The organism is Tropicimonas sediminicola, from assembly GCF_900188335.1.
Classification (GTDB): Bacteria; Pseudomonadota; Alphaproteobacteria; order Rhodobacterales; family Rhodobacteraceae; genus Tropicimonas; species Tropicimonas sediminicola.
This window is the reverse complement of sequence record NZ_FZOY01000004.1, coordinates 190,948-215,011: the sequence shown is the minus strand read 5'-3', so window position 1 is coordinate 215,011 and position 24,064 is coordinate 190,948. Positions and strand designations below refer to the sequence as shown.

Annotated in this window: 24 protein-coding genes; 11 read left to right on the top strand and 13 right to left on the bottom strand. The window is 66.0% G+C overall.

The annotated features are described in order from the left end of the window. Window positions 1–16: 16 nt before the first annotated feature. The gene (locus tag CHB86_RS12005) at window positions 17–2,365 is read right to left on the bottom strand and encodes a DNA topoisomerase IV subunit A (RefSeq protein WP_089233297.1); all 2,349 of its coding nucleotides are present in this window, start codon (window positions 2,363–2,365) and stop codon (window positions 17–19) included. A gap of 149 nt (window positions 2,366–2,514) precedes the next feature. Here CHB86_RS12005 and CHB86_RS12000 point away from each other — a divergent pair, with 149 nt between their 5' ends. From CHB86_RS12000 to CHB86_RS11970, 7 genes are all read left to right on the top strand, one after another. Continuing rightward, complete coding sequence (locus CHB86_RS12000; RefSeq protein WP_089233296.1) at window positions 2,515–3,153, top strand: SH3 domain-containing protein; 639 nt, start codon at window positions 2,515–2,517, stop codon at window positions 3,151–3,153. A gap of 121 nt (window positions 3,154–3,274) precedes the next feature. Next, window positions 3,275–3,850: an SH3 domain-containing protein gene (locus tag CHB86_RS11995; protein ID WP_141134889.1), complete on the top strand. Its 576-nt coding sequence runs from the start codon at window positions 3,275–3,277 to the stop codon at window positions 3,848–3,850. A 60-nt stretch (window positions 3,851–3,910) separates the two neighbouring features. After that, window positions 3,911–4,741 carry an SDR family oxidoreductase gene (locus CHB86_RS11990; RefSeq protein ID WP_089233294.1) on the top strand — a complete coding sequence of 277 codons (831 nt, stop codon included), beginning with the start codon at window positions 3,911–3,913 and terminating at the stop codon, window positions 4,739–4,741. 60 nt (window positions 4,742–4,801) lie between these two features. Beyond that, window positions 4,802–5,005, top strand: coding sequence for a twin transmembrane helix small protein (locus tag CHB86_RS11985; RefSeq protein ID WP_089233293.1), 204 nt, complete (start codon window positions 4,802–4,804; stop codon window positions 5,003–5,005). A 1-nt stretch (window position 5,006) separates the two neighbouring features. Further along, complete coding sequence (locus tag CHB86_RS11980) at window positions 5,007–5,579, top strand: cob(I)yrinic acid a,c-diamide adenosyltransferase (protein ID WP_089233292.1); 573 nt, start codon at window positions 5,007–5,009, stop codon at window positions 5,577–5,579. A gap of 239 nt (window positions 5,580–5,818) precedes the next feature. Next, window positions 5,819–6,580, top strand: a complete 762-nt coding sequence (locus CHB86_RS11975) for an electron transfer flavoprotein subunit beta/FixA family protein (RefSeq protein ID WP_089233291.1) — start codon at window positions 5,819–5,821, stop codon at window positions 6,578–6,580. Further along, window positions 6,580–7,506: an FAD-binding protein gene (locus CHB86_RS11970; protein WP_089233290.1), complete on the top strand. Its 927-nt coding sequence runs from the start codon at window positions 6,580–6,582 to the stop codon at window positions 7,504–7,506. Before CHB86_RS11975 ends, CHB86_RS11970 begins: the two co-directional genes overlap by 1 nt. A 55-nt stretch (window positions 7,507–7,561) precedes the next feature. Here the strand turns inward: CHB86_RS11970 and CHB86_RS11965 are convergent, their stop codons facing one another. Next, window positions 7,562–8,407 carry a DUF6473 family protein gene (locus CHB86_RS11965; RefSeq protein WP_089233289.1) on the bottom strand — a complete coding sequence of 282 codons (846 nt, stop codon included), beginning with the start codon at window positions 8,405–8,407 and terminating at the stop codon, window positions 7,562–7,564. Between the two features lie 182 nt (window positions 8,408–8,589). Between CHB86_RS11965 and CHB86_RS11960 the strand changes: the two genes are divergently transcribed. Then, window positions 8,590–9,465: a 3-hydroxybutyryl-CoA dehydrogenase gene (locus tag CHB86_RS11960; RefSeq protein ID WP_089233288.1), complete on the top strand. Its 876-nt coding sequence runs from the start codon at window positions 8,590–8,592 to the stop codon at window positions 9,463–9,465. A 67-nt stretch (window positions 9,466–9,532) separates the two neighbouring features. Here CHB86_RS11960 and CHB86_RS11955 read toward each other — a convergent pair whose 3' ends face one another. The 7 genes from CHB86_RS11955 to CHB86_RS11925 form a co-directional block, all read right to left on the bottom strand. After that, window positions 9,533–10,387, bottom strand: a complete 855-nt coding sequence (locus CHB86_RS11955) for a lysophospholipid acyltransferase family protein (RefSeq protein ID WP_245837920.1) — start codon at window positions 10,385–10,387, stop codon at window positions 9,533–9,535. A gap of 84 nt (window positions 10,388–10,471) precedes the next feature. Next, window positions 10,472–10,750 (bottom strand): HPr family phosphocarrier protein, encoded by a 279-nt coding sequence (locus CHB86_RS11950; RefSeq protein ID WP_089233287.1) that lies wholly within the window; start codon window positions 10,748–10,750, stop codon window positions 10,472–10,474. Beyond that, entirely contained in the window at window positions 10,751–11,152 is a 402-nt protein-coding gene (locus CHB86_RS11945; protein ID WP_089233286.1) for a PTS sugar transporter subunit IIA, read from the bottom strand. Window position 11,153: 1 nt separating this feature from the next. Continuing rightward, entirely contained in the window at window positions 11,154–12,086 is a 933-nt protein-coding gene (rapZ, locus tag CHB86_RS11940; RefSeq protein WP_089233285.1) for an RNase adapter RapZ, read from the bottom strand. After that, on the bottom strand, window positions 12,083–12,556 hold the full coding sequence (locus CHB86_RS11935; protein WP_089233284.1) for an HPr kinase/phosphorylase: 474 nt from the start codon (window positions 12,554–12,556) through the stop codon (window positions 12,083–12,085). Before CHB86_RS11935 ends, rapZ begins: the two co-directional genes overlap by 4 nt. 16 nt (window positions 12,557–12,572) lie before the next feature. Then, window positions 12,573–14,261 carry a sensor histidine kinase gene (locus tag CHB86_RS11930; protein ID WP_089233283.1) on the bottom strand — a complete coding sequence of 563 codons (1,689 nt, stop codon included), beginning with the start codon at window positions 14,259–14,261 and terminating at the stop codon, window positions 12,573–12,575. A gap of 22 nt (window positions 14,262–14,283) precedes the next feature. Then, window positions 14,284–14,985, bottom strand: coding sequence for a response regulator transcription factor (locus CHB86_RS11925; RefSeq protein WP_089233282.1), 702 nt, complete (start codon window positions 14,983–14,985; stop codon window positions 14,284–14,286). Between the two features lie 417 nt (window positions 14,986–15,402). On the opposite strand from CHB86_RS11925, the gene CHB86_RS11920 reads away from it, so the two are divergent. Next, window positions 15,403–17,265: a phosphoenolpyruvate carboxykinase (GTP) gene (locus CHB86_RS11920; RefSeq protein WP_089233281.1), complete on the top strand. Its 1,863-nt coding sequence runs from the start codon at window positions 15,403–15,405 to the stop codon at window positions 17,263–17,265. Between the two features lie 229 nt (window positions 17,266–17,494). Further along, the gene (locus tag CHB86_RS11915; protein WP_089233280.1) at window positions 17,495–19,093 is read left to right on the top strand and encodes a phosphoenolpyruvate carboxykinase; all 1,599 of its coding nucleotides are present in this window, start codon (window positions 17,495–17,497) and stop codon (window positions 19,091–19,093) included. A gap of 75 nt (window positions 19,094–19,168) precedes the next feature. Here the strand turns inward: CHB86_RS11915 and CHB86_RS11910 are convergent, their stop codons facing one another. Next, window positions 19,169–19,942, bottom strand: a complete 774-nt coding sequence (locus tag CHB86_RS11910; protein ID WP_089233279.1) for a sulfite exporter TauE/SafE family protein — start codon at window positions 19,940–19,942, stop codon at window positions 19,169–19,171. Window positions 19,943–20,093: 151 nt separating this feature from the next. Between CHB86_RS11910 and CHB86_RS11905 the strand changes: the two genes are divergently transcribed. After that, a complete protein-coding gene (locus CHB86_RS11905; protein WP_089233278.1) occupies window positions 20,094–21,791 on the top strand; it encodes an acyl-CoA dehydrogenase family protein in 1,698 nt (565 codons plus the stop codon). A 114-nt stretch (window positions 21,792–21,905) separates the two neighbouring features. Here CHB86_RS11905 and CHB86_RS11900 read toward each other — a convergent pair whose 3' ends face one another. The 3 genes from CHB86_RS11900 to recO all read right to left on the bottom strand — a co-directional run bounded on the left by CHB86_RS11900 (window position 21,906) and on the right by recO (window position 23,989). Then, window positions 21,906–22,526, bottom strand: a complete 621-nt coding sequence (locus CHB86_RS11900) for an NUDIX hydrolase (protein ID WP_089233277.1) — start codon at window positions 22,524–22,526, stop codon at window positions 21,906–21,908. A gap of 66 nt (window positions 22,527–22,592) precedes the next feature. Further along, on the bottom strand, window positions 22,593–23,258 hold the full coding sequence (locus tag CHB86_RS11895; protein WP_089233276.1) for a DNA-3-methyladenine glycosylase I: 666 nt from the start codon (window positions 23,256–23,258) through the stop codon (window positions 22,593–22,595). Beyond that, a complete protein-coding gene (gene recO, locus CHB86_RS11890) occupies window positions 23,255–23,989 on the bottom strand; it encodes a DNA repair protein RecO (RefSeq protein WP_089233275.1) in 735 nt (244 codons plus the stop codon). Before recO ends, CHB86_RS11895 begins: the two co-directional genes overlap by 4 nt. Window positions 23,990–24,064: the final 75 nt, after the last annotated feature.

Genomic DNA, 24,064 nt, shown 5'->3' with positions numbered 1-24,064 from the left:
CTCTCTCGGCGTACGATCAGGTGAACCTGTTGTCGCGCGGGAAGCCGTAGGGCGGCTGCCGTCCGACCGAGGCGCGCTTGCCGACATAGGGCGATAGGTCTTTCTCGTGGCGCACCTGCCCGTTGGGCATGGTCCACTTCAGCCCGTCCTCGCCGCGGAAGGTCGTGAGGTCCGACAATCCGCCATCCAGCTCCAGCGTGCCCTGCCGGCCGCGGGTCTGGTTGTATTTCTGAATCCGCACGCCCTTGCCCCGGGTCATCTCCGGCAGCTCGGCGACCGGGAAGACAAGGAACTTGCGGTTCTTGGAGATCACCGCCACGTGGTCGCCCTCGACCGGCTTGCAGATCACCGCCGTGACGTCGTCCTTCACGTTCAGCACCTGCTTGCCGGCGCGGGTCTGCGCCAGCACCTCGTCGGACGGAACGACGAACCCGTCGCCCGCCGAGGACGCCACCAGCAGCCGCTGTCCGGCGCGGTGGATCATCAGGTCCACGATCTCGGTCTCGTTCGGCAGGTCGACCATCAGCCGCACCGGCTCGCCCATCCCGCGCCCGCCAGGCAGTTGCGAGGCCGAGAGCGTGTAGAAACGCCCGTTCGACCCGAAGATCAGCAGGCGGTCGGTGGTCTCGGCGTGGAACAGGAAGCGGCCCTCGTCGCCGTCCTTGAACTTGAGCTCGCTGTCGAGCGCGATGTGCCCCTTCATCGCCCGGATCCAGCCCATCTTGGAGCAGACCACGGTGATCGGCTCGCGGTCGATCATCGCCTCGAGCGGCACCTCGGCCACCTCGACGGCCTCGGCAAAGCCGGAGCGGCGTTCGCCGCCCGGGGCCTTCTTGCCGAACTTGGCGCGGATTTCCTTCAGCTCCTCGGCGATCCGGGCCCATTGCAGGCCTTCGTCGTCGAGCAGGTCCTGAAGCCCTGCACGCTCCTCCATCAGGGCCGATTGCTCGGCGAGCAGTTCCATCTCCTCGAGCCGGCGCAGGCTGCGCAGGCGCATGTTGAGGATCGCCTCGGCCTGGACCTCGGACAGCGAGCCCTCCTCGCCCTCCGCCAGCGGCGCCGGCGGCACGTAATCGGCTTCGCTGAGCGCCCGCGGGAATTCCCGTCCCCAGGTCTCGCGCATCAGCGCGTCCTTCGGCGCCTCGTCGTAGCGGATGATCTCGATCACCCGGTCGAGGTTCAGGAAGGCGATGATGAAGCCCTCGAGCACCTCGAGGCGGTGGTCGATCTTTTCCAGCCGGTGTTGCGAGCGGCGCACCAGCACGTTCTGCCGGTGGTCGAGGAAGGCGCGCAGCACCTCCTTGAGCGAGCAGACCTTGGGCGTGCGGCCGTCGATCAGGACGTTCATGTTCATCGAGAACCGCGTCTCCAGCTCGGAGGTGCGGAACAGCATGTTCATCAGCACGTCGGCATCGACGTTGCGCGAGCGCGGCTCCAGCACGATGCGGATGTCCTCGGCGCTCTCGTCGCGCACGTCGGCCAGGATCGGCACCTTCTTGGTCTGGATCAGCTCGGCAATCTTCTCGATCAGCTTCGATTTCTGAACCTGGTAGGGGATCTCGGTGACCACGATCTGCCACTGGCCGCGCCCGGTCTCCTCGATCTCCCAGCGGGAGCGCAGGCGGAAGGCGCCGCGGCCGGTACGGTAGGCCTCGGCAATGTTCTCGCGCGGTTCCACGATCACGCCGCCGGTCGGGAAATCTGGGCCGGGGATATAGTTGAGCAGCGTCTCGTCGCGGGCGTCCGGCGTCTTGATCAGGTGCAGGCAGGCGCCGACCAGCTCGTCCAGGTTGTGCGGCGGGATATTGGTCGCCATGCCAACCGCGATGCCGCTGGCGCCGTTGGCCAGGAGGTTCGGGAAGGCTGCCGGCAGAACCTCGGGCTCGGTCAGCGTGCCATCGTAGTTCTCGCGGAAGTCGACGGCATTCTCCGCCAGCCCCTCCATCAGCGCCTCGGCGGCGGCGGTCAGCCTGGCCTCGGTGTAGCGCGAGGCCGCCGGGTTATCGCCGTCGATGTTGCCGAAGTTGCCCTGGCCGTCGACCAGCGGGTAGCGGATCACGAAGTCCTGCGCCAGGCGGGCCATCGCGTCGTAGATCGCGGCGTCGCCGTGCGGGTGATAGTTGCCCATCACGTCGCCGGAGATCTTGGCCGACTTCCGAAAAGCCCCGGTCGCGGTGAGCCGAAGCTCCCGCATGGCATAGAGAATCCGCCGGTGGACCGGCTTCAGCCCGTCACGGGCGTCCGGCAGCGCGCGGTGCATGATCGTCGAGAGCGCATAGGTCAGGTAGCGCTCGCCGATGGCCCGGCGCAGCGGTTCGGACGTCTCAAGGGGTTGGCTTTCGGGGCGGTCCGCGTCGTCGCTCATGGCCTGCTGTGTAGCCAAGCGCGTGGCGGCGAACAAGCGGTTCCGCAATTCTACCTAATGGGCCATGAGGGCCGCTTCGTGATATGTTCGGAAAACGCTATGTGATTCTGTTGGTAACCCGTGAGATGGTTTGAGAAGGGGGATGGACGATGCTCGGACGCTACGTGGCCGGGACGCTGCTGATACTGGGCGTTGCGATGCTCATGGCGCCGCCGGCGCCTGAAGCCGATGTCGAGGACGTGCAGGTCACCCGCAGCGAGACCTCGCCCACGGCGCTGAACGCGCCGAAACGCGTCGACCTTGCCAAGGCGTCCGAGGCCGCGCCCGTCGCAGTCGCGACTGCCGAAGCCGCGCCGGCCGCCGCTTCGTCCGAGGATGCCGATGCCGTCCACGCCGCGATTCTCGAAGCGCTGAGCCTGGACCAGTCCGAAGATGCTTCCGGCGCAGAGCCGGCAAGCGTCGAGCCTGCGTCTCTTGCCGACACGGATGAACCCGACGGGGAGCCCGTCGGCCTGATGGCCGGGCTTGGCGATCCGGGCTTCCTTGCCGTACCGACCGAAAATGTCCGCGATGCCGAAGCAGAATCCACCGGTTCCTCGCGCTTTCTGGTGACCGGCAACCGCGTCAACGTCCGCTCCGGGCCGTCCACGGCTTTCGACATCGTCGGATCGGTCGTCGCCGGGGATGCTGTCGAGCTTGTTGCCTTCGCTGGCGACGGCTGGGCGCAGATCCGTCTGCCCGACGGGCCGGAAGGCTACATGTCGCGCAGTTTCCTGCAGGAACAGTAACGCCGAAGGACGAGCCGAAAGGCACGCCCACGGAGCCAGCCGCGGATGAGCAATCCGCGGGCTATGGAACTTTTTTCATGCAGGCGCATTGATCTTGCAGGATTTTTCGAAGGAGTTGACGATGCTTGGACGCTATGTTGCCACCACGCTGACGGTTCTCGGTTTCGCCATGCTGGTCGCGGATGACGACACTGCCCCGGGGCCGAGCCTGTCGGAAACGCCACTCCTCGCCCAGTTCGTGGAACGCGCCGACTCGCGATCCGCCTGGGCGGCGCCGGTGTCGCGCGCGGCGTTCGATCCGGCAGAGCTTGCGGCAGACAACGCCGAAGCCGACGCGCCCATCGAGATCGCCTCCGCAGACCTGCCAGAGGAAATGGTCCTGCTCGCTTCCGCCGGGGCGCCTGCCGAACCGGCTGACCGCCTGCCCGCCCGGGCTGCGCAGGCCCCCGCGGCCTCCGCAGGGGCCACCCCCGCCGCGACGCCCGACGCGGATCTGCTGCAGGTGCTGGGCAACCGGGTCAACCTGCGCGCCGGCCCGTCGACGCGGCACCCGGTGGTCGGCTCTGCCGGGCGGGGCGAGAAGGTCGAACTCGTCGCCTACGAAGGACCGGACTGGGCCCATATCCGGCTTTCGGACGGCGAGACGGGGTTCATGTCCCGCCGCTTCCTCGTCCGCGCAGAGGCCGTGGACGGCTGACCACTTGCACCCCTGTCCCGGACGCGCCATGACGCGCGGAAACGGGCAGGAAGGGCAGGCATGGCGCAGAAATCCATTCTCATAACCGGATGCTCCTCGGGGATCGGCCTCGCATGTGCGCATGATCTGAAAGCGCGAGGCTGGCGCGTGTTCGCCACCTGCCGGAGCCAGGAGGATTGCGCCCGGCTCGAGGCCGACGGGCTCGAGAGCTTTCGGCTCGACTATACGGATGTCGACAGCATAAGCGCCGCGGTGGCAGAGGCGACCGCCCGCACCGGCGGGACGCTCGACGCGCTCTTCAACAACGGCGCCTTCGCTGTGCCCGGCGCGCTCGAGGATCTGCCCACCGACGGGCTGCGTGCGATCTTCGAGACCAACTTCTTCGGCTGGCACGAGCTGACGCGGCAGGTGATCCCGGTCATGCGCGCGCAGGGGCACGGCCGGATCGTCCAGTGCTCCTCCGTCCTCGGGCTGGTGCCGCTGAAGTGGCGCGGGGCCTATGTGGCGACGAAATACGCGCTCGAAGGTCTGACTGACGTGCTGCGGCTGGAGATGGAGGACACCGGTATCCGGGTGGTCCTGATCGAGCCCGGGCCGATCACGTCGAAGTTCCGCGTGAACGCGATCCCGCAGTTCGAGCGCTGGATCGACTGGCGCAACTCGCCGCGCGCCGAGCAATACGAGACCAGCCTGCTGCAGCGTCTCTACCAGGATCGCGGCAAGGACCGTTTCGAACTGCCGCCCGAAGCGGTGGCCGCAAAGCTGCTGCACGCGATCGAAAACCCGCGCCCGCGCCCGCGTTACTACGTGACCACGCCCACCTACATCATGGGGGCGCTGCGGCGCCTGCTGCCGACCCCGGCGCTGGACGCGATCATCCGCAAGGGGTGAATTGGGCTTCGCAATCCGGAACGCGCGGGCTATGTCCTGACCAGACCCGGGGGGAAACCGATGCTGAACGATCCACTATTCATCGTTGTCGCCATCGCCGTGCTGTTGGTGCTGGCGATCCTGCTGACCGGCATCGGCGGTTTCGCCAAGGGCGGCGAATTTAACCGCAAGCATGCCAACCGGATCATGCGCTACCGGATCTATGCCCAGTTCGTGGCGATCATCCTGGTGCTGGCGTTCGTCTATTTCCGTCGAGGGGGCTGACATGGTCGTTCTGAACAGGATCTACACGCGCACCGGCGACAAGGGCACCACGGCGCTCGGCAACGGCACGCGGGTGCCGAAACATGCGCTGCGGGTCGAGGCCTACGGCACCGTCGACGAATGCAACGCGACCCTCGGCCTGGCCCGGCTCCATGCCGATGGCGAGCTCGACGCCCGGCTCGCGGCGATCCAGAACGACCTGTTCGATCTTGGCGCCGATCTCTGCCGCCCCGAGATGGAGAAGGATGCCGAGGCCGAGTACCCGCCGCTGCGCATGGTCGCGACCCAGGTGGAGCGGCTCGAGGCCGAGATCGACGCGATGAACGCGGACCTGTCGCCGCTGCGCAGCTTCATCCTGCCGGGCGGCTCGGCGCTGGCCGCGCATCTGCACCTCTGCCGGACAGTCTCCCGCCGGGCCGAACGGCTCGCGGTGGCTCTGGCGGAAGTGGAATCGGTCAACGAGCACGCGGTGAAATACCTCAACCGCCTGTCGGACTGGTTCTTCGTGGCTTCCCGCATCGCCAACGAGAACGGCACCGCCGACGTGCTCTGGGTGCCCGGCGCCAACCGCTGACCTTTTTCGACCCGAACGGTCTGGCTGAATCGCTCCTCCGGCGCTGGCTCGGGGCTCAATCGGCCTGCGAGATGCTCGCGAAACAAAATTACCTGCCGCGACAATAAACGCGGCGTCTCGTGCGTGTCGGGGGTCGCTTTTTGGCTGTCCGAGCGACAGGGGCTCCGTTAGGAAGTGTTCCGATGGTAACGAAATGCAACTTGCCGGTCGCCCCGACCGGCCCAGAAGGAGACACGTGAATGAAGGTCCTCGTACCCGTCAAGCGCGTGATCGACTACAATGTGAAGGTCCGCGTCAAGGCGGACGGAAGCGGCGTCGATCTTGCCAACGTGAAGATGTCGATGAACCCCTTCGACGAGATTGCCGTCGAAGAGGCGATCCGACTGAAGGAAGCCGGCAAGGCCGACGAGATCGTCGCCGTCTCGATCGGCGTCAAGCAGGCCCAGGAAACCCTGCGCACAGCGCTGGCGATGGGCGCCGACCGTGCGATCCTCGTCGAGGCCGCCGATGACGTGAGCACCGATATCGAGCCGCTGGCCGTCGCCAAGATCCTCAAGGGGATCGTCGACGAGGAGCAGCCCGGGCTGGTGCTCTGCGGCAAGCAGGCGATCGACAACGACATGAACGCCACCGGCCAGATGCTGGCCGCGTTGCTCGGCTGGGCCCAGGGCACGTTCGCCTCCGAGGTCGACGTGGACGGCGAGGCTGCCGTGGTGACCCGCGAGGTCGACGGCGGGCTTCAGACCATCAAGGTCAAGCTGCCGGCCGTTCTGACCGTGGACCTGCGCCTCAACGAGCCGCGCTATGCCTCGCTGCCGAACATCATGAAGGCCAAGAAGAAGCCGCTCGATACCAAGACGCCTGCCGATTACGGCGTCGATGTCGCGCCGCGACTCGAAGTGCTCAAGACCAGCGAGCCCGAGGCCCGCAAGGCCGGCGTGATCGTGGGCTCGGTGGACGAGCTGGTGGCGAAACTCAAGGACGAAGCGGGGGTGCTCTGATGGCTGTTCTTCTTCTTGCCGAAGTGACGAATGGCGAGCTGGCGCTGGACGCCACCGCCAAGGCCGTGACGGCTGCGGCGCAGCTGGGCGACGTGACCGCGCTTTGCGCCGGTGCTTCCGCGGCGGCTGCGGGCGAGGCCGCGGCCAAGATCGACGGTGTCGCCAGGGTGCTGGTCGCCGAGGGTCCCGAGCTGGGGCACCGGCTGGCCGAGGCCACCGCGGACCTGATCGTATCGCTCGCCGGTGACTACGACCACATCGTCGCGCCGGCCACCACCGACGCCAAGAACATCCTGCCGCGCGTCGCCGCGCTGCTGGACGTCATGGTGATCTCCGACATCACCGCCGTGGTCGATGCCGAGACCTTCGAGCGGCCGATCTACGCCGGCAATGCCATCCAGACGGTCAAGTCGCGCGACCCGAAGAAAGTCATCTCGATCCGGACGTCGACCTTCGACGCTGCGGGCGAGGGTGGCCCGGCCCCGGTGGAAACCATCGGCGCAGGTGCGGGCTCCGAGCTGTCGGCCTGGGTCGAGGACAAGGTCGCGGCCTCCGACCGGCCCGAGCTGACCTCGGCCGGCGTGGTCGTCTCCGGCGGTCGCGGTGTCGGCTCCGAAGAGGACTTCAAGATGATCGAGGCGCTGGCCGACAAGCTCGGTGCCGCTGTCGGCGCCTCGCGGGCCGCGGTCGACTCCGGCTACGCGCCGAACGACTGGCAGGTCGGCCAGACCGGCAAGGTCGTCGCGCCCGAACTCTACATCGCCATCGGCATCTCCGGTGCGATCCAGCACCTCGCCGGGATGAAGGACAGCAAGGTGATCGTTGCGATCAACAAGGATGAAGAGGCGCCGATCTTCCAGGTCGCCGATTACGGCCTTGTCGCAGACCTCTTCCAGGCTGTGCCGGAGTTGACCGAGAAGCTCTGATCAGGGGGCGCCGGAAATCGACAAGGGGGCGTGCCCGAGCGGGCGCGCCCCTTTTTCATGGCGCACGCCCTTCGGGCCAAGGCGCCTCTATCAGGCCTTCAAGAACCGGGACGAGCGCGGCGGCGGCCTCGATGTGGACGGAGACCCCGGGCGTCTGCCGCGCGGCCTGCGCTTCGAGTTCGGAGAACACCATGCCTTCGGTGTTGAACTCGTTCACCGCCGGCATGTGCACCACCTCGATGATGTCGTCCACGAGCGGGCGGATCTGCTCCAGCATCCGGCGGTCGACGAACAGCGGGTCGAGCACGTGGTCCTCTTCCTCCGGCGTTCGCTCGGAGAGCCAGAGCAGCACCTTGCGGCATTCGAGCGATTCCATCCAAGAGCGCATCCGCGCCACCCAGGCGGCTTTCAGTTCCTCGACCACAAGGTCGAATCGCCGCTCGCAATGGTCCTGGAGCGCCTGCAGCATGTGCCGCGTGAAGGCATATTCGGTGAAATCGACCTCGCGATAGATCGTCTGCATCAACGCCGACGGGCCGATGAACCGATCGTTGCGCCGCGGATGTACCGAGTAGAAACGGTTCGACATGTTCTGCGCCCCCATGACCTGGATCACCGCGACCTCGGCCCGGTTGGCGATCTGCGTCAGGGGCTGGTCTCGCGCGTAGACGTCGATTCCGGCATTGACGCAGCCCATGTTGATCGTCGGGAAGCCGAGCGCATCGCCGACGAGATCGGCAAAGGGGTATTCGATGAACTTGCCGTAGGTCTCGGTTCCGCCGAAGAACACGGCAAAACGCCCCTCAAGCGGCTTCTTCGGCCCGCGAAACAGCAGCCTGGATTTGCCGTATCGACACGGCAGATAGTCAAGGGCACCATCGCCCGGATGTTCGAAAGCCATCCCCACACCTCTTTGATTACTCACCCGAGAGGCAGAATCGGGACTTTGGATTTCGATTTCCCTAAAGGTAAAGGTTGAGACGATTTGGAGCGGCTCGCCCGGGGCGGTCTTTCTGGATCATTTTGCAGGTGCAGCATATGCTCCGCGCAAGAGTCGAAATTCAACCACGGAAGGTGGGACCGATGGACATCAAGACCGTAGGCATCGTCGGGGCAGGCCAGATGGGCAACGGCATCGCGCATGTCTTTGCGCTGGCCGGCTACGACGTTCTGCTGAACGACATCAGCCAGGAGGCGCTGGACCGCGGCCTGGCGGTGATGCGCAAGAACATGGATCGCCAGGTCTCCCGGGAGAAGATCTCCGCCGAGGAGCGGGACGCGGCCCTGGCGCGGATCTCGACAACGCTGACGCTGACCGATCTCGGAAGCTCGGACCTGATCGTCGAGGCGGCCTCGGAGCGCGAGACCATCAAGACCGCCATCTTCGAGGATCTCCAGCCGCACCTGAAGTCCAACACGATCCTGACGTCCAACACCTCCTCGATCTCGATCACCCGACTGGCCAGCCGCACCGACCGGCCCGAGCGGTTCATGGGCCTGCACTTCATGAACCCGGTGCCGATGATGAAGCTGGTCGAGCTGATCCGCGGTATCGCCACCGATGACGACACCTACCAGTCGCTGCTCAAGGTGGTGGCCTCCCTCGGCAAGACCGCCGCGATCGCCGAGGATTTTCCGGCGTTCATCGTCAACCGCGTGCTGCTGCCGATGATCAACGAGGCGATCTACACGCTCTATGAGGGCGTGGGCAACGTACAGTCGATCGACACCGCGCTGAAGCTCGGGGCCGGGCATCCGATGGGGCCGCTGGAGCTCGCCGACTTCATCGGGCTCGATACCTGTCTCGCGATCATGCACGTGCTGCACGAGGGCCTGGCGGATACCAAGTACCGCCCGTGCCCGCTGCTGGTGAAGTATGTCGACGCCGGATGGCTCGGGCGCAAGTCCGGCCGGGGCTTCTACGATTATCGCGGCGAGACGCCGGTTCCGACGCGCTGAGGCAAGTCTGGTGACGGGGCTTCATGCCCCGCACGCACCCCTGTGAGCGCCGGCATCTGGAGGACGTTCAGCTGTCGCGAAGGCTCAGAGTCTGCTCGCGCAGCCAGGACATGAAGCCGCGCGGGTTGCTCGCCCATTCCGCAAGGGCGGGGCGTTCGATCACCGGGCCGACGATCGGCGCCTGCGGCTTGTTGAGGGCGTGGACGACCTCGTACAGCAGAAGGCCCTGGCGCAGGGTCGCGGAGACCCGGTTCGCCATCTGGTACCAGCGCGAATTGCTGCCGGGGAAGAAGATCGGCTGCACGCGGGCGCCCGAGCGCTGGATCATCTTGGCCGTGAAGGGGTTCCACTCTCGCTCGACCGCGGGGCCGAAGAGGTTGTCGGAGGATGCGACAACGCCGGAGGGGAACAGGACAATGCAGCCGCCGTTCTTGAGATGCTCCATCGCGCGGCGGCGCATCTCGAGGTTCTGCTGCAGCGCGTCTTCCTCGTGCGCAAACGGCACGGGGATCATGAATCGGTCGATCTCTCCGACGCCGGTCAGCAGCGACCGGGTGAGGATCTTGTAATCGGTGCGGCGGCGGCCGATCAACTCGGCCAGGACCATGCCGTCGACCAGCCCGTGGGGGTGGTTGGCGACGATCACGAGCGGACCGGTCTCGGGGATGCGCGCGATCTGTTCCGGCGGCGTCCGCAGGGCGATCCCCATCACGTCGAGCGCCTGTTTCCAGAACGCCTGACCGTCGGGCACGCCCATGGCCTCGAACTTGCGGATCAGGCGGAGCAGCCGCAGCTTGCCTGTCAGCGCTTCCATCGTGTGGATGATGCCGACCTGCAGCGGATTTTCGAAGGTGTTGGCATAGGACAGGCGGCGCCGGTCGTAGGGTTGGTCGGCGAGATTGCCGTCTCCCTGTCCGATCAACTGACGCGTCGGACGGCGGCTTACGAGCACGGGCCTATGCTGTGTCGATTCCACCAAGCCGGAAGAACTCCTTGCCGATCCGCCTCACATATCCTCGCCGAACCGGTTGGCGACGAGATCAGCCAGGGCCTTCGCAAGTTCCTCGGCCTGCGGGCCGCTGGTCTCGACCTCAATAGAGGTTCCGCGGGAGCCTGCCAACATCAAAAGGCCCATGATCGAGTCGCCCGCTGCGTCAAGTCCGTCCTTGCGGACTTCGGCCTGGGCGTCGAACGCCTCCACCGTTTCGACGAACTTGGCCGATGCGCGGGCGTGCAGGCCCTTCTCGTTCACGATCTCCAGAACCTGTACAATGCTCTTGGTCATTCAATGTCCGTTCCCGGATGTGCCGTCAAAACTGTTGATATACTTGCGCCCTGCCTTGAGTGCCGAATGGACCGCGTCCTCGACCGACATCTGTCGGGACTTTGCCAGCTTGATCAGCATCGGCAGGTTGGCGCCGTACAGGATCTTGCGATTGGCCTTGTCGCAGGCCCTGAGCGAGAGGTTGGAGGGCGATCCGCCGAACATGTCGGTAACCACGACGACACCGTCGCCGACGTCGACCTCGTTCGCGGCATCGATGATCTCGGTCTGCTTGGCAACACGGTCGTGCTCGGGCGCTATGGCGATCGCCAGCATCCCGTCCTGCTTGCCGACGACATGTTCGACGGCTGAAAGATACTCGTTCGCCAAGCCGCCGTGGGCAACGATCACGATGCCGATCACCTCAAGTCCCCGCTTGCGCTTCGGCGCCGATCTGCGCGTCGCGTCGCTCCAGTTCCCGATGCCTAATTGACACCTGCCAACCGGCATCCGCAAGGGCATTCCCGAGCCGCTCGGCCAGTGTCACGGAGCGGTGTTGCCCTCCGGTGCAGCCAAACCCGATCGAGAGGTGGGATTTGCCCTCCTCTACATAGGCCGGCAGCAGCAGGAGCGTCAGGTCCCGGACCTGGTTGAAAAAGGCGTCGTGCCGCTGGTCGGCGGCGACATAGGCTGCGACCTCCGGTGAGCGGCCGTCGAGGCCGCGCAGGGCCGGATCCCAGTAGGGGTTCCGAAGGAAACGGCAGTCGAACACCATGTCGATGCCGCGGGGCAGGCCGCGCTTGTAGGAGAACGAGTGAATCGACAGCGCAAGGCGGCTGTCCTTGCCGCCGCCGCCGTACCAGCGGCCGATCTCGGCCTTCAGGTCGTGCACCGTCATCTCGGAGGTGTCGATCTTGATGTCCGCCCGCTGCTGGATCGGCTCCAGAAGGTCGAACTCGCGGGCGATCCCCTGGGCGGGGCTTTCAGCCGGGGCCATCGGGTGGCGGCGGCGGGTTTCCGAGTAACGCTTGAGCAGAACGTCGGCGTTGCTGTCGAGATAGAGGATCTCTACCCGGCCCTCGCCGAGGCTGTTGACCAGATCGAGGAAGGCCCCGACGGAGAAGTCGCGGTTGCGGGTGTCGATCCCTAACGCCAGCGCGGGGCCGTGCGGCTCTCCTTCGAGCAACCGGGGCACCAGACTGAGCGGGATGTTGTCGATCACCTCGTAGCGCAGGTCCTCGAGCGCCCGGATCGCGGTGCTGCGCCCGGCGCCGGAGGGGCCGGTGACCAGCACCAGCCGCGGTGCGGCGGGCGGTGGCAGGTCTTCTGGCAGGGTGTCGGATGGGGTGTCGGTCATGGGGTGTCGCGTCGTTCGAGGAGGCATTGAAGCAGGCCGCTGGCAGAGACCGGGCGCGGCGGGCGGTGGAGCAGGGGGATCGTCTGCCCCATCAGGGTGATCTCGCGCAGGGGCGGCAGCCGGTCGGTTTCCTCCCTGTCGAGATCGATTGCAAGGATGACCCGGGCTTCGGACGCGAAGGGCAGGCTCAGGATGCCGATGTGGCGGGCCTCGATGCGGCCAGCGATGCTGTCGGGCGGGGAGGCAAGCAGGATGTCGCCGCGCCTTTCGAGAAACGTGCCGTCGTCGGAGACGAGCGTGGCGCCAAGCCCGACGAGATCGAGCGCGAGGCTGGATTTGCCGCTGCCGGAGCCGCCGAGGATCAACAGCGCGCGGCCATCCATCGCCACGCAACTTGCGCGCACGAGCGTCTTGTCATCGTCGAGAAAGGCGCCGTGGGCGGCCGTGTCGATTTCGCTCTGGGCCGACATGGATTGCCTCCCCGGCTCAGACCGGCAGGCCGACCACGAAGCGGGCCCCCAGCGGTTCGGAGGTGATGTCGGCATCTGTCGGGCGGATGTTTTCCGCCCAGATAACTCCACCATGGGCTTCTACGATCTGCTTGGAGATCGCGAGGCCGAGGCCCGAGTGGTCGCCGAACTGCCCCGGCGGGCGCTCGGAATAGAACCGGTTGAAGATCTTGGTCAGCGCCTGCTCGGGGATGCCGGGGCCGGTGTCCTCGAACACCACGAGCACACGGTTCTCGCGCTTGCGGACCCAGACGCGCACGGCGTCGCCTTCCTCGCAGAAGCTGACGGCGTTGGTGATCAGGTTGACGAAAACCTGCGCCAGCCGCGCCTCGAGCCCGTAGACCATGATCGGCTGCTTGGGCAGGTCGGTGATGAACTCGACCCCTTTCGACTTGGCGTCCTCGCCGAGATAGTCGGTGAGGTTGTGCAGCATGTGCAGCAGGTCGAACTGCTCCTCATCCTCCTTGACCAGTTCACTGTCGAGTCGGGAGGCGTTGGAGATGTCGCTGACCAGCCGGTCGAGGCGGCGAACGTCGTGGTCGATGACGTCCAGCAGCTTCTCCCGCTGATCTTCCCGCTTGGCCACCCGCATCGTGCCGACAGCGGAGCGCAGCGAGGCCAGCGGGTTCTTGATCTCGTGGGCGACATCGGCGGCGAATTGTTCGTTAGCGTCGATCCGATCGTAGAGCGCGGCAACCATGCCGCGCAGTGCGCCGGAGAGCCGGCCGATCTCGTCGGGGCGGCCGGTCAGATCGGGGATGCGCACCCGGCCCGGCGCCATCTTGCGGGCGTTGCGGTCACGCCCGATCTCGGCCGCGGCGGCGAGATCGGAGAGCGGGTTGGCGATGGTAGAAGCGAGAACGAGGCTCAGGCCGATCGAGACCAGGATCGCGATCACGAACATCTGGAGCACCTGCTCGCGCTCCTTGCGGACGAGGTCGTCGACCTCTCCCGCGGCGGAGGCGGCGGCGACGATGCCGACGATCCGCTCGCCCTGCAGGATCGGGCTGGCGACAGCAAAGAGCGTTTCCCCGTTCGCGTCGACACCGGTGGCCATCGGAGCGTTGCCGGCCTCCACACCCTCCAGCAGGGCCTCGGCGAGGCGCTCGCTGTCGGCGCCGGGAACGTCCGGGGCGCCGGGGGTCAGCAGGCGCGAGGTGCCCTCCCAGACGGAGTTCAGGAAGTCGGTAATGACGGTCGAGCCGTCAGGCGTTTCCAGGTCGAGAGCCGGGCCGGAGCGATGCGCCACCTTCTTGCCGGCGGTGTCGTAGACGAAGACTTCCACCCCGTGCGACAGGGTCAGATTGTCCAGCGTTGATTGCGGATCGATCCCGTCGCCGCCGGCGAGACTGACCGGCGCGTTGCGGGGGATCTGGACCTCGAAGACATCGGCTATCAGCCCGGCTTCGGAGTGCAGCCCGTTGACCCGCTGCTCCGTCAGGCTGTCCCGGAACGGATTGAGATAGAAAACCCCGCCGACCAGTATGAGGAGGCCGATCAGGTTGAAGGTAATAATCTTCCGCGCCAGCGGGGACCGGTTGAGCGTCAGATACCCACGCCGTTCGCGCTTGCGTCGAACGTCGGCGTCCGAGGTCTCGGGCGTTACCCAGTCTTCGCCCAGAACAACGTCACTATTTACTTCGTGCCTTGTGTCGCGCACACGCATGGTCCCTTTCGGGGGCAGAGGGTCACTCTTCGTTATAACGATACCCGATTCCGTAAAGCGTTTCGATGGCGGAAAACTCCGGATCGACGCTGCGCATCTTCTTGCGGAGGCGCTTGATGTGGCTGTCGATCGTGCGGTCGTCCACGTAGACCTGATCGTCGTAGGCGACATCCATCAGCTGGTCGCGGCTCTTGACGAACCCCGGACGCTGCGCGAGCGCCTGCAGCAGCAGGAACTCCGTCACGGTGAGGGAGACGTCCAGGCCTTTCCAGCTCACCGAATGGCGCAGCGGGTCCATGGTCAGCTCGCCGCGCACCAGCACCTGCGAGGTCTCGGGCTCCCCGGCCTCGTCGGCGGAGATCGCTTCCTGCCGGCGCAGCAGCGCGCGGATGCGTTCCACCAGAAGCCGCTGGGAGAAGGGCTTCTTGACGTAGTCGTCCGCGCCCATCCGCAGGCCGAGCACCTCGTCGATCTCGTCGTCCTTCGAGGTCAGGAAGATCACCGGCATCGAGGTCTTCTGGCGCAGGCGCTGCAGAAGGTCCATTCCGTCCATCCGGGGCATCTTGATGTCGAGCACGGCCATGTCGGGGAGCCTTCTGTTGAAGGCGTCCAGGGCGGACTGGCCGTCGTTGTAGGTTTCAACCTCGAAACCCTCGGCTTCGAGGGTCATGGAAACGGAGGTCAGGATGTTCCTGTCGTCGTCAACAAGCGCGATGCGCGACATGGCGGGTATTCCTCGTACTGCTCATGTTCCACTTTTGTCACATTTTCATGTGTCGCCGCACAGGAATCAACAATGAATGCGAATCGTGCATGTTTGGCGGGCTCAGGTGACCGCAATTTCGGAAACGAATGACTAAATTACATCACATGGCGGCCACGGCATGGCGGACATGCAAAAAGTATACCGTGGCATGTAATGCGCGAAACCCCGTCATTCAGAACCGGAAACAGCGACATGGTGGCGCTAACAATCGGGCCCTGTGACGGTTCATTTGCGTCTGGCAGGTGATATATGAGCGGCAGGCGGCGCAGGGATATGCGGCCCGAGGGGAACGCGCTCCGGATGAGCCACCCCCACGCGATTGGGGGAGCAATCGGAGCAAGCCTGCGCAGCGTTGCTGCATCCTAGGAGGAAAGCATGGAAGCTCTCACGGCCAAACCGACCAAAAATGCCCGACTGCTTGAGTGGGTCGAAAAGATGCAGGCCCTTTGCAAGCCCGACAAGGTCGTGTGGTGCGACGGGTCTCAGGAAGAGTACGATCGGCTCTGCCAGGAGATGGTGGATGCAGGGACCTTCATCCGACTGAACCCCGAGAAGCGCCCCAACAGCTATCTCGCCCGGTCTCACCCGTCGGACGTCGGTCGTGTCGAGGACCGGACCTTCATCTGCTCGAACAGCAAGAACGACGCCGGCCCGACCAACAACTGGGCCGACCCGTCCGAAATGCGCGAGACCCTGAACGGCCTGTTCGACGGCTGCATGAAGGGGCGGACGATGTACGTCATCCCGTTCAGCATGGGTCCGATCGGCTCCCCGATCGCGAAGGTCGGCGTCCAGATCTCCGACAGCGCCTACGTGGTCACCAACATGCGCATCATGACCCGCATGGGTCAGGCCGTCCTCGACTCGCTTGGCGAGGATGGTGATTTCATCCCCTGCATGCACTCCGTCGGCGCGCCGCTCGAGCCCGGCCAGGCAGACGTGCCGTGGCCCTGCGAAAGCGACATCCAGAAGAAATACATCGTCCACTTCCCCGAGACCTACGAGATCTGGTCCTACGGGTCGGGTTACGGTGGTAACGCCCTGCTCGGCAAGAAGTGCCTGGCGCTGCGCATCGCTTCCGTGATGGCCCGCGATGAAGGCTGGATGGCCGAGCACATGCTGATCATGGGCATCGAGTCTCCCGAAGGCGAGAAAACCTACCTCGCCGCCGCCTTCCCGAGCGCCTGCGGCAAGACCAATCTCGCCATGCTGGTGCCGCCGAAGGGCTTCGAAGGCTGGAAGGTCACGACCGTCGGCGACGACATCGCCTGGATCAAGAAGGGGCCGGGCGGCGAACTCCGCGCGATCAACCCCGAGGCGGGCTTCTTCGGCGTGGCCCCGGGCACGAACGAGGCTTCCAACCCGACCGCCGTCGAGACGATCAAGAAGGACGTCATCTACACCAACTGCGCGCTGACCGACGATGGCGACGTCTGGTGGGAAGGCATGACCAAGGAGCCGCCGGCGCACCTGATCGACTGGAAAGGCAACGACTGGACGCCCGACAGCGATACCCCCGCGGCGCACCCCAACGCCCGCTTCACCGCGCCTGCCGCGAACTGCCCGTCCATCGATGACGAGTGGGAAAACCCGGCCGGTGTGCCGATCGCCGGTTTCGTGTTCGGCGGACGGATGAGCAAGGACATGCCGCTGGTGTTCCAGTCCTTCAACTGGAGCCACGGCGTCTACCTCGCCGCGACCATGGGCTCGGAAGCCACTGCCGCCGCGATCGGCCAGGCCGCGATGCGGCGCGACCCGATGGCGATGCTGCCCTTCTGCGGCTACAACATGGCCGACTACTTCGGGCACTGGCTGAACATCGGCCGCCGCGTGTCGAACCCGCCGCGGATCTTCCGCACCAACTGGTTCCGCAAGGACGACAACGGCAAGTTCATCTGGCCGGGCTTCGGCGAGAACATGCGGGTGCTGAAGTGGATCGTCGATCGCGTCCACGGCCGTGGCTACGCAGTCGAAAGCCCGATCGGCTGGATGCCGCGTCACGAGGACCTCGAATGGGCCGGGCTCGATTTCCCGTCCGAGAAGTTCTACCAGCTGATGGAAGTCGGCCGCGAAGCCGGCGCCAAGGAAGCCCACGCCCACGAAGAGCAGTTCGACAAGTTCTTCGACCGGCTTCCGAAGGAGTTCATCTTCGAACGCGAACTCCTGCGCTCGCGGCTGTGGCGCTCCCCCGACCAGTGGGAACTGGCGCATGAGGACGTGGTTCGTCCCGAAGCGTGACCGCATTGAAATGAGGAAGGGGGCGGTTTTTACCGCCCTCTTTTTTTTGCGCGCGGCAAACGCCTTGAAATGTTCGCGCTAACCAGTGGCACTTGTCGCAGTCCAAGATCGAATTCCCGGTGTTATACGAATCTTGCGGGGCCGCATCGGCCTTGCTGGCAGGCACGTCGCCTGCCGTTTGTTTTGCAAGGAACTGGACGACCGCGAAGGCGGTTTTGGGAGCGAGCGAATGACGACTGGACGTGTTAACCAGGCGATGCGCCTTGAGGATCAAGGTATTACCGGGGTCGGCGCCATCCACTACAACCTGCTGGTCAGCCAGCTGATGGAAGAGGCCATCCGGAAGGGCGAGGGCAGGATCGGCCTGGGCGGTACGATACTGGTCAGCACGGGCAAGTTCACGGGCCGCTCGCCCAAGGACAAGCACGTGGTGCGCGACGAGGTGACCGAAGACACCATCTGGTGGGACAACAACGCCGCCATTTCCGAGGAGGGTTTTGCCAACCTCAAGGCCGACATGCTGGAGTTCATGAAGGGCGGTGAATACTACGTCGAGGATCTCTACGGCGGGGCCGATCTCGAACACCGGCTGAACGTGCGGATGATCACAGAATACGCCTGGCACGGCATCTTCATGCGTCACATGCTGCGCCGCCCGGCACGGGTCGAGCTGGACGGCTTCGTTCCTGAGCTGACGGTCATCAACATCCCCTCCTTCAAGGCCGACCCGGAACGCCACAACTGCCGCTCCGAGACCGTCATCGCGCTGAACCTCAAGGAAAAGCTGATCCTGATCGGCGGCACCGAATATGCCGGCGAGAACAAGAAATCCGTCTTCACCACGCTCAACTACCTGCTGCCCGGCAAGGGCGTCATGGCCATGCATTGCTCTGCCAACCACGCGCCGGGCAAGCCCGAAGATGCGGCGGTTTTCTTCGGCCTCTCCGGCACCGGCAAGACGACGCTCTCCGCCGACCCGAACCGGGTGCTGATCGGCGACGACGAGCATGGCTGGGACAAGAAGGGCACGTTCAACTTCGAGGGCGGCTGCTACGCCAAGACCATCAACCTCTCGGAGGAGGCCGAGCCGGAGATCTACGCGACCACCCGCATGTTCGGCACGGTGATCGAGAACATGGTATATGACGGCGACTCGCTGAAGCTCGATTTCGACGATGACAGCCTGACCCCGAACATGCGCTGCGCCTACCCGCTCAACTACATCGCCAATGCCTCGGCGACCGGCGTCGCGGGTCACCCCAAGAACATCATCATGCTCACCTGCGACGCGTTCGGGGTTCTGCCGCCGATCGCCAAGCTGACCCCGGAGCAGGCGATGTATCACTTCCTGTCGGGCTTCACCTCCAAGGTGGCCGGCACCGAGCGCGGGGTGACCGAGCCGCAGCCGACCTTCTCGACCTGTTTCGGCGCGCCCTTCATCCCGCGCCGTCCGGAAGTCTATGGCGACCTGCTGATGAAGCAGGTGCACGATCACGGCTCCACCTGCTGGCTGGTCAATACCGGCTGGTCCGGCGGCGCCTACGGCACCGGCAAGCGGATGCCGATCAAGGCCACCCGCGGGCTCCTCACCGCCGCGCTCGACGGCACGCTCAAGACCGTCGCCTTCCAGAAGGATCCGTTCTTCGGCTTCGACGTCCCCGTCGAGGTGCCGGGGATCGAGACCGACCTCCTGCATCCGCGCGATACCTGGAAGGACAAGGAGGCTTACGACGCACAGGCCCGGAAGCTGGTCGCCATGTTCAAGGAGAACTTCGAGCAGTACCTGCCCTATGTCTCCGATGAAGTGAAGGCCATCGCCATCGGCTGAGGCGCAAGCTCGGTCACGCTGAAACGGACGGCCCGGGTCACTCCGGGCCGTTCTGCATTTCCGTCCCTGTCGGGATCAGGTGAACGCCCGGCGCAGGAGGTTGAGCCCCGCCAGCACCAGCACGAAGAGTGTCGCCTTGCGGAAGGTCGCCTGGTCGAGCCGGTCCTGCACTCTCTGGCCCAGCCACATGCCGGCCAGGGCCGGCGCGAGCAGAAGCGCCGAGAAGGGGATCGTGCGCGCGTTGAGCACGCCGGTCTGCAGGTGCGTCGCCACCAGAAGCACGGCGCCGAGCGCAAAGGCCACGCCCTGTACCCGAACCTGTTCGGCCTTCGGGGTGCCGATCGCGGTCAGGTAGATCACCAGCGGCGGTCCCCAGACCCCGGACACCCCGCCGATCACGCCGGACACCGTCCCCAGCAGGGCCTCCGCGCGCCGCTGAGCCTCCGGCCGGATACTCACCTGCCAGCCGAGCAGTTGCGCCACGCCGAAGAAGGTGATCGGAACGCCGATCATCGCGTAGATCGCCCGCGGGTCGACCGCCGTCACCAGCTGCCCGGAGAGCACCAGACACACCCCGGCCACGGCGAAATAGCGCGGGTAGTCGCGAACCGCCCCGATGGCCGCCCGCAGGCCATCGCGCAGCGCCTGCATCGCATTCGTCACCAGGGTCGGCAGCATCAGACCGGCCAGCGCCATCTCCGGTGACAGGAACGACGCCAACCCCGAGACCATGATCATCGGCATGGCGAACCCGGTGGTGCCCTTGACGAAGCCGGCGAGCAGCGTGATCGCGCAGGCGAGGGCGAAGAACAGCGGCCCGAGCCCGCCGGGAAGGGAAAACGTATCCATGGGCGTGGCCTTATCCGATCTCGGTCGGGGCGCACAGGCAAATCGCGAGAGACATAATTTGCATGAATGATCTCCCGTATTGAAATTATGTTGCGCTGCACCTGCAAACAGCCTATGCCGGTTCGAAACCCGAAGACGGAGGATTCGAGTCATGCCCCACGATGGACAGGATCTGCCCAAGGCCGAGGCCGGCGGCGCCATTCTCGACACCCTGCTGACGCTGACGGAGAAGTCGCTGGCGCCGGTGGATGCCCTTCTGGCCCAGGCCCGCGAGGCCGTGCGCGATCGCGTGTCCCGGGACGGCCGCGTGTCCGGCGTGCTGCTGGAGCAGAACCAGACCGCCGCCCACGGGCTGGCGTGGCTGGCGACCTATGCCCAGTCGCTCAACCAGATGCAGGCCTGGGCCGAGCGGCTCGACGGCCAGGGCCGGTTCGGCGAGATCGAGCAGCTGATCCACCAGATCGCCTTTGGGGAGTACCTGCAGCAGATCCGCGGCGGAATTCCGATGTCGCAGGGCGAGATCGTCCGGATGCGCGACATGGGGCTCGACGACCGCACGGCGCTCGCTGAACTGGACACGCCGGAGATCGAAGCGCTGTGCCAGAACGGCAACTCGCAGCGCGCCCGCACGCGGCTTGTCGAACTGATGCAGGAGCAATCCGCCAACATCACCGTTGGCGCGACCGGGCTGGACGACGAGCTGGAGATGATCCGCGAGCAGTTCCGCCGCTACGCCGTGGAGCGCGTGGAGCCCAATGCCCACGAATGGCACCTCAAGGACGAGCTGATCCCGATGGAGATCATCGAGGAACTGGCCGAGATGGGCGTCTTCGGTCTGACCATTCCGGAGGAGTATGGCGGGTTCGGTCTCTCCAAGGCGTCGATGGTCGTCGTCTCCGAGGAGCTGTCGCGCGGCTACATCGGCGTGGGCAGCCTCGGGACCCGCTCCGAGATTGCCGCCGAGCTGATCCTCGCGGGCGGTACGGACGCGCAAAAGGAATACTGGCTGCCGAAACTTTCCAGCGCCGAGATCCTGCCCACGGCCGTCTTCACCGAGCCCAACACCGGCTCCGACCTCGGCAGCCTGAGGACCCGCGCCGTGAAGGACGAGAACGGCAACTACAAGGTCACGGGCAACAAGACCTGGATCACCCACGCGGCGCGCACGCACGTGATGACCCTGCTGGCCCGGACCGATCCGAACACCACCGACCACAAGGGCCTGAGCATGTTCCTGGCCGAGAAGACGCCCGGCACCGACGAGGACCCGTTCCCGACCGAGGGCATGACCGGTGGCGAGATCGAGGTGCTCGGCTATCGCGGGATGAAGGAGTACGAGCTCGGCTTCGACAACTTCCACGTCAAGGGCGAGAATCTGCTCGGCGGCGAAGAAGGGCAGGGCTTCAAGCAGCTGATGAAGACCTTCGAGGCCGCGCGGATCCAGACCGCCGCCCGCGCCGTCGGCGTCGCGCAATCCGCGCTCGACATCGCGATGCAATACGCCCGCGACCGCAAGCAGTTCGGCAAGGCGCTGATCGAGTTTCCGCGCGTCTCCGGCAAGCTCGCCATGATGGCGGTGGAGATCATGGTGGCGCGCCAGCTCACCTATTTCTCCGCCTGGGAGAAGGACCACGACCAGCGCTGCGATCTCGAGGCCGGAATGGCGAAGCTGCTTGGCGCCCGCGTGGCCTGGGCCGCGGCCGATAACGGGTTGCAGATCCATGGCGGCAACGGCTTCGCGCAGGAATATGCGATCAGCCGGGTGCTCTGTGACGCGCGGATCCTCAACATCTTCGAGGGTGCCGCCGAGATCCAGGCGCAGGTCATCGCGCGGCGGCTTCTGGGCTGACCTGAGCCACGGCCATCAGGGCGTCGGCCGGCCAGAGTGCCGCCGGCGCCCCTTCTTCTGTCCGGACACATCCCCGGGGCCGGGGCAGCGCCCCGGCTCGCCCCATCGGTGCAATCAATCCCAGTCGGTCAGCATCTGCGGCGCGCGGAGATGCACCAGCGCCCGGGCAACGTCGGCGGGGCTGGAGCGGCCGAGGGACATCGGCGGCAGGTCTTCGGGGTCGAAGAAGCGCGCATCGGTGGTTTCCGGTCCGGCCTGCGGCGGAGCGTCGTCCTCCGGGGTGCACAGGAAGAAGAACTTGTAGAAATCGCGGTAATCCGGCGCGCCGGGCTGCTTGGCGCGGTGGCGGATCTCGTAGAGCTTGCTGGCCTCCACCCTGAGCGTCGCCTCTTCCCAGGTTTCCTTCACCGCGACCTCGCTCGCGGTATAGCCGATATCGGCAAAGCCGCCCGGCATGGTCCAGCGGCCGTCGACTTTCTCCCGCACCAGCAGCACACGTCCCTCGCGGAACACCGCGGCTCGGATGTCGATCTTGGGCGTGGCGTAACCCTCGTGCGGCTCCGCCAGACCCGCAAGCTGCTGCACCGGCACCTGGCCCAGACGCGAGATCATCTCGCGCGCGATCCCGTCGATCTCGGCAAAGCGTTCCTGGTCGAAGGCGTCCGGGGAATAATGCAGCCCGGTGGCGGCCAGCGCCTGCAGGCGCTTGGCATAGGACAGCCAGATATCTTCCATGCATTCCTCGCGAGGCCGGGATTTGCCCCTGTCTCCGACAGGCGCGGCGGCAATGCAAGGCCGGGCTCAGTCCGGGACGGAGAGCGCCAGCGTCCGGCTGATCACGGCATGGCGCGCGCCGCTTTCGGCGTGCCAGGCGTTGAACGCCGCCTGGACCTTGCGCTGAGCTCCCTTGGAGGTCGCCGCGCCATCGATCACGCCATGCGCATTCAGCGCGGCCAGGACGGAGCGCGACAGGATGAAGGCGTCATAGCCGGCGTTGCGCAGCGCGTACTGGCCGGTCACACCGCCAAGTCGCGCCCCGCGCTTCTTCAGCAGGTCGAACAGGCCGATCGTGTCGTCGATCGGCCAGGCGGCGAGGTAGCCCGCGGCCGAGCCGTGGGCGCGGGCGAGATCGGACAGGAAGACCGCATTGTCGCGCACCGTCAGGATCTTGGCCGCGTTTCGCACGATGTCGGTGTTGCGCAGGTGGGCGTCGAGATCCTCGTCCGACATCATCGCGTTGCGGCCAATATCGAAGCCGTGGAAGGCCGCCTCGAACCCCGGCCACTTGCTCTCGATCACCGACCAGTTGAACCCGGCCTGGAAAACCCGCTTGGTGAATTCGGACAACAGCCGGTCGTCCGGCAGCGCAGACATGGGCCAGTCGGGCGGAGCGGGCATCGCGGCCTCGTAAGCGGCCTCGCCCTTGCGGGCGATGGCAAGGTCGCGGATCTCTGCAAAGGTCTTCATGGGTGGACTCCCTGGCGCGCGAGCAGGTCGATGAGCCGCTGGCGGGCCGGTGGCAAGGGGCGGTCGCCGAGCGCCGGCGCCAGCCAGGTTTCAAGGAAGTGCCCGGTGGTCCGAAGCCCTTCGAGAATCTCGGCGGGGCTCTCCGCCGCCTCGCCGCGCAGGCAGGGCGGCAGCGGCAGAAGCCTGTCGGACCAGGCCCCGGCACCCTCGGCGGTCACCGCGCGCCCGGTCCGGGGCGAGACAAAGACGAGGCCCTCGGTCGCGCCGGTCACCGCGCAGGCGCTCAGGTCGAGCGCGAAGCCGAGTTCCTCCATCAGGGCGCGTTCCCAGAGCAGGTAAAGCCCCGGCCAGCGCGGATCGGTCCCGAGCGCGTCCAGCAGGTGCTGGGTGGCAGCATAAAGGCCCGGATGCGGCTCGCGTTCCGGCAGGGCGAAGGACAGGAGCGCGCAGGTCGCGCCCAGGGCCGAGAGGGCGAGGCGGTCGTTCAGGATGGCGGCGCTGCGGGATTTCAGCGGTTCGACCCGGAAGGCCCCGATATGCTCCTGCAGCCGCGCCCGCCATTCCAGCGAGAGCTGTGCGCCGGGCTGCAGCACCGGGGTCAGCTTGCGGCTGGTGCCGCCGCGCACCACGCCGGCATGGCGACCATGCTCTGCGGTGAAGACCTCGAGGATCGCCGAGGTCTCGCCATGCGGTCGCACGGTCAGCACTGCGCCTTCGTCCCGCCAGTCCAATCCAGCGACCTCCGTATCTCCGGCGCGCATCGTGGCGGGGGATGCGGGGGAAGTCCATGGCTGCGCGCGGCTGAA